Source organism: Testudinibacter sp. 'clade 2' (assembly GCF_006227735.1).
Classification (GTDB): domain Bacteria; phylum Pseudomonadota; class Gammaproteobacteria; order Enterobacterales; family Pasteurellaceae; genus Chelonobacter.
The window spans coordinates 1-4,795 of the sequence record NZ_VDHB01000206.1; the positions used below are offsets into that span (position 1 = coordinate 1).

Sequence of the window (4,795 nt, forward strand, 5' to 3'; positions counted from 1 at the left end):
CAGCCAAACTGAAATATTGACATTAATGGCGGCGCAAAACCGTATTTGTGCCGAAGATATCTGTTCACCGATTAATGTGCCGGGTTTTGACAATTCTGCCATGGATGGCTATGCAGTGCGAATTGCGGATTTAGCAGACGGACAACCGTTGCCGATTGTCGGAAAAAGCTTTGCCGGAACGCCGTTTAACGCCGATTTACCCGCAAAAAGCGCGGTCAGAATCATGACGGGTGCTATGATTCCGGTCGGTTGTGATGCGGTGATTATGCAGGAACAGGCTGAAATTGATGCCGACGGCAAAGTGCGGTTTAACGCAGAAGTCAAAGCTGCAATCAAAACCGGGCAAAATATCCGTCGAGTGGGTGAAGATGTTAAACGTGGCGAAGTGGTTTTGCAGCAAGGGGCGAAACTAACCGCACTGTCACTGCCGTTGCTGGCTTCGCTCGGCATTGAACAACTGAGGGTATTTAAGCGAGTCAAAGTGGCACTGATCTCTACCGGTGATGAATTAGTCGCTGTCGGCAATCCGCTCAAAGCCGGGCAAATTTATGACACCAATCGCTTTGCAGTGCAATTAATGCTGCAAAAATGGGGCTGTGAAATTTTAGACTACGGTATTTTACCTGACGATGAAGCGCTGTTTGAACAAAAGTTCAACCAGGCACAGCAACAAGCGGATTTGGTGATTACCAGCGGCGGCGTTTCGGTTGGTGAAGCTGATTTTACCAAAACCGTACTGGAAAAACTGGGGCAGATCAACTTCTGGAAATTAGCGATAAAACCGGGTAAACCGTTTGCATTCGGTAAATTAGAAAACGCTTGGTTCTGCGGACTGCCCGGCAATCCGGTTTCTGCGCTGGTGACGTTTTATCAATTGGTTCAACCCCTGCTTGCCCGTTTAAGCGGTTTCAGCCAGTGGCAAAAGCCGATTCAACTGCAAGCCATCAACAGTGCACCGTTAAAAAAAGCGGTCGGACGTTTGGATTTTCAGCGTGGATTTTACCATGTCAATGCGGATGGACAAATCGAAGTACGAGCCGTTGGTTTTCAAGGCTCACATTTGTTCAGTGCGTTTGTTGCCAGCAACTGTTTTATCGTTTTAGAGCGCGAACGTGGCAACGTAGCGAGCGGCGAACGCGTGACTATTGAACCCTTTGACGCCACATTAAACTAAAAGGCATGGAACATGAGTGAGCTAACTTATCAGGAAACGCTGCGTTATAACCGCCAAATCATGTTAAAAGCCGTTGATTTTGACGGGCAAGAGACACTGAAAGACAGCAGAATGCTGATTGTCGGTTTAGGCGGCCTGGGCTGTGCTGCGGCACAATACCTGGCCACGGCAGGGGTTGGGCATTTGACGCTGCTGGATTTTGATATTGTGTCGCTGTCGAATCTGCAACGCCAAGTGCTGCATAACGATAGCCGCTTGGAGATGCCCAAAGTGCGGTCGGCACAGCTGGCATTGCAGCAACTCAACCCCCATATTGAAATTCAAACCATTGATAAACAGCTGAGTGAAGCTGAATTAAGTGACGTTGTCACTCAATTTGATGTTATTCTGGATTGTACCGATAATGTCGATATCCGTAACAGCCTAGATCGCTGTTGTGAGCAGCATAAAATTCCGTTGGTCTCCGGCGCAGCCATCCGTTTTGAAGGGCAGGTTTCAGTGTTCAGTTATCAACCGAACACGCCAACTTACCGCACGTTGAGCCGATTATTTGGCGACAGTACACTAAGCTGCGTCGAAGCCGGAATTATGGCGCCTGTCGTCGGTATTGTCGGTTCGATTCAGGCGCTAGAAGCGATCAAAGTGCGGTTAAATATCGGTAAAAACCTGTGTGGGCGCTTATTGCTGATCGATGGCTTAACCATGTCGGTACGAGAGCTGAAATTGCCGGCTTAATTGGCGATGCTTCCACACCAACGCTGAAATAAATCCTGCGGCAGCTCAATTTCAAACTGGTCGAGCAGTCGATTAATACTTTGATTAATAATGTCATCGATGGTTTTCGGCTGGTGGTAGAACGCGGGCATTAACGGTGTAATCTGGGCGCCGATTTCTGCGGCTTGGCTCAACAAACGCAAATGCCCCAAATGTAGCGGCGTTTCACGCACGCATAGATGCAGCGGCTTGCGCTCTTTTAAACACACATCGGCAGCACGACTGATCAAATCATCACTGTAACAGTGGGCGATTGCCGACAGGGTTTTGATCGAGCAAGGCACGATAATCATGCCTAAAGTGCGGTATGAGCCGGAAGAAATCGCCGCACCAATATCACGAATATCATAGTTCACATTCGCCAATTGCCGCACTTGCTGCACGCTATACTCAGTTTCCATCGCAATGGTTTGTCGCGCCGCATTGCTGATAATCAGATGGGTTTCAATTTCGCTTTGCTGCAACACTTCCAGCAGCCGAATCGCATAAATCGCCCCCGATGCGCCGCTGATGGCAATAATCAAGCGCGATTTTTTTTCGTTCTGCTTACTGTTCACATTACAGCTTGCATGGTTAGCGTTCATTGTGTATTTCAAGGTTGGTCGCATCTTTTGCCTGCTGCTGTTTGGCATTATCATTACGCGCAAAGGCAATATTGTCCAGATAAGCTTTAGACACATCGCCGGTAATATATTCACCGGTGAACACCGACGCATCAAAATGCTGAATCGATGGGTTTTCTTGCTGCACCGATTCAATCAAATCCTGCAAGTCTTGGAAAATTAAACGATCAACCCCAATCAACTCGGCAATCTGTTCGACGCTACGATTATAAGCGATCAGTTCGTTTGCGGCAGGCATATCAATACCATATACATTCGGGTAGCGAATTTCCGGCGCCGCCGAAGCAAAATAGACCTTTTTGGCACCGGCATGGCGTGCCATTTCGACAATTTGCTCTGAGGTTGTGCCGCGCACGATTGAGTCGTCCACCAACAGCACATTTTTACCTTTAAATTCAGAAGAAATAGTATTCAATTTGCGACGCACCGAATTTCTGCGCTGCTCTTGTCCCGGCATAATAAACGTCCGCCCGACATAACGGTTTTTAACATAGCCTTGACGATACGGCACGTCCAACTCCCGTGCAATTCGCAGTGCAATATCGGTTGATGTTTCCGGAATAGGAATCACCACATCAATGTCCAATCCTTGCCACTCTTTGGCGATTTTCTTGCCTAAACGCTCCCCCATATGTACTCGGGCAGCGTACACCGACACGCCGTCAATACAGGAATCGGGACGGGCAAAATAAACATATTCGAAAATACACGGACACAAATCTGGATTGGCGGCACACTGTTCAGAATAGAACTGACCGTCGAAAGTGACATAAATTGCTTCACCCGGTTTAACATCGCGCACAAATTCAAAGCCAATCGCATCTAATGCTACGCTTTCTGACGCAAAAGCATATTCTGTTATCCCGTTATCTAAAGTCCGTTTGCCCAACACCAGCGGGCGAATGCCATAAGGATCACGAAAGGCAACCATGCCAAAACCGATAATCATCGCTACACAGGCATACGCACCACGAATATCCGCATGGGTTTTGCGAATAGCGTTGAAAATGTCCTCCGCTTGCAAATCCAGACTGGCGCTGTAATCTAAATGGTAAGCCAGGATATTCAGTAGCGCTTCAGAATCAGAATTGGTATTCACATGGCGACGGGCGAGGGTAAACAGTGTCTGTTTTAATTCATCGGAGTTGGTGAGGTTGCCATTGTGTACCAATGTCAGCCCGTAGGGGGAATTGACATAAAACGGCTGCGCTTCCGAAACACTGGAACTGCCGGCGGTAGGGTAACGAACATGCCCGATTCCGGCATTGCCCTGCAACCGCAGCATATGGATTTGTTGAAAAATATCACTCACCAAACCATTGGCTTTGCGTAACCGAAAGCGATTTTCATCGTCTACAGTGACAATCCCGGCAGCATCCTGTCCACGATGCTGCAACACGGTTAGTCCGTCGTAAATAGCCTGATTAACCGGTGTTTGCCCAATAATGCCAATAATTCCACACATGTTTTGTTTGTCCTTTTCAGTTTGTCCCGAGGGATCAATTAACGGTTAAAGTTAGGGGTCAAAAATGAAGAATTTTGTTGCAATTGTTGGAAGAACCACTCTACCACAAAACCAAAGTGCGGTATTAATTTTGAACTTTTCCACAGTTCAGATTGCCCGAAACTGGTAAAAGTATCCGCACAAAACAGTAACGCAGCAACAATTAATACACCGCGCAGCACGCCGAAACAAGCGCCCAGCACCCTATCGGTGCCGCTGAGTCCGGTTTTATCCACTAATTGACCGATAATATAATTAATAATTGCGCCAACAATCAAACTACAGATAAACAGAATGGTTACGGCAACGCCAATACGAATATTTTCAGATTCTATCTGGGTCAACATACTGGCAAGATAAGGATAAAAACGACTGGCAACGATGAACGCAACCACCCAGCTGGCAAGCGACATCACTTCTCTCACAAAACCACGCAATAAACTGACGATTAAAGAGAAAACAATAATGCCGATAATGATGTAATCAATCATGTAACAACTCTTGGGAAATAAAGAAAATTAGCCATTCATTAGGGTCTGTTGATCTTTGTTTATAATTTGAGCTATAGCCCCTATGGTCAAGACGGATTATTGTACAAAAAAAGGCAAGCTTTGCGTAGCAAAATTTTTATGCGCCGAAAAAAGGCGGGAAAATCCCGCCTTAGACTGCTGACAAAGGTTAAAATACACGATTAATGTTGTAAAAGTAGCAACTGTGTTT

At 46.7% G+C, this 4,795-nt stretch carries 5 protein-coding genes; 2 read left to right on the forward strand and 3 right to left on the reverse strand.

Annotation, left to right across the window (positions count from 1 at the left end; translation table 11 throughout):
- On the forward strand, positions 1–1,174 hold a 1,174-nt coding region (moeA, locus tag FHQ30_RS12600; protein ID WP_139615140.1), incomplete at its 5' end, for a molybdopterin molybdotransferase MoeA.
- A gap of 12 nt (positions 1,175–1,186) precedes the next feature.
- Complete coding sequence (moeB, locus tag FHQ30_RS12605) at positions 1,187–1,909, forward strand: molybdopterin-synthase adenylyltransferase MoeB (RefSeq protein WP_139615139.1); 723 nt, start codon at positions 1,187–1,189, stop codon at positions 1,907–1,909.
- Here the strand turns inward: moeB and FHQ30_RS12610 are convergent.
- The 3 genes from FHQ30_RS12610 to FHQ30_RS12620 are packed head-to-tail and all read right to left on the reverse strand — an operon-like array spanning position 1,906 to position 4,566.
- A complete protein-coding gene (locus FHQ30_RS12610; protein ID WP_139615138.1) occupies positions 1,906–2,532 on the reverse strand; it encodes a UbiX family flavin prenyltransferase in 627 nt (208 codons plus the stop codon). The two genes, moeB and FHQ30_RS12610, sit on opposite strands and share 4 nt — an antisense overlap.
- Positions 2,522–4,036, reverse strand: a complete 1,515-nt coding sequence (purF, locus tag FHQ30_RS12615) for an amidophosphoribosyltransferase (RefSeq protein ID WP_139615137.1) — start codon at positions 4,034–4,036, stop codon at positions 2,522–2,524. The genes FHQ30_RS12610 and purF overlap by 11 nt, the downstream gene beginning before the upstream one ends.
- Positions 4,037–4,074: 38 nt before the next feature.
- The gene (locus tag FHQ30_RS12620) at positions 4,075–4,566 is read right to left on the reverse strand and encodes a CvpA family protein (RefSeq protein ID WP_139609132.1); all 492 of its coding nucleotides are present in this window, start codon (positions 4,564–4,566) and stop codon (positions 4,075–4,077) included.
- Positions 4,567–4,795 lie beyond the last annotated feature (229 nt).

Coding starts and splice junctions, on each gene's coding strand:
- FHQ30_RS12620 (WP_139609132.1), bottom strand. CDS start 4,566: ATGATTGATTACATCATTATCGGCATTATTGTTTTCTCTTTAATCGTC.
- FHQ30_RS12610 (WP_139615138.1), bottom strand. CDS start 2,532: ATGAACGCTAACCATGCAAGCTGTAATGTGAACAGTAAGCAGAACGAA.
- purF (WP_139615137.1), bottom strand. CDS start 4,036: ATGTGTGGAATTATTGGCATTATTGGGCAAACACCGGTTAATCAGGCT.
- moeB (WP_139615139.1), top strand. CDS start 1,187: ATGAGTGAGCTAACTTATCAGGAAACGCTGCGTTATAACCGCCAAATC.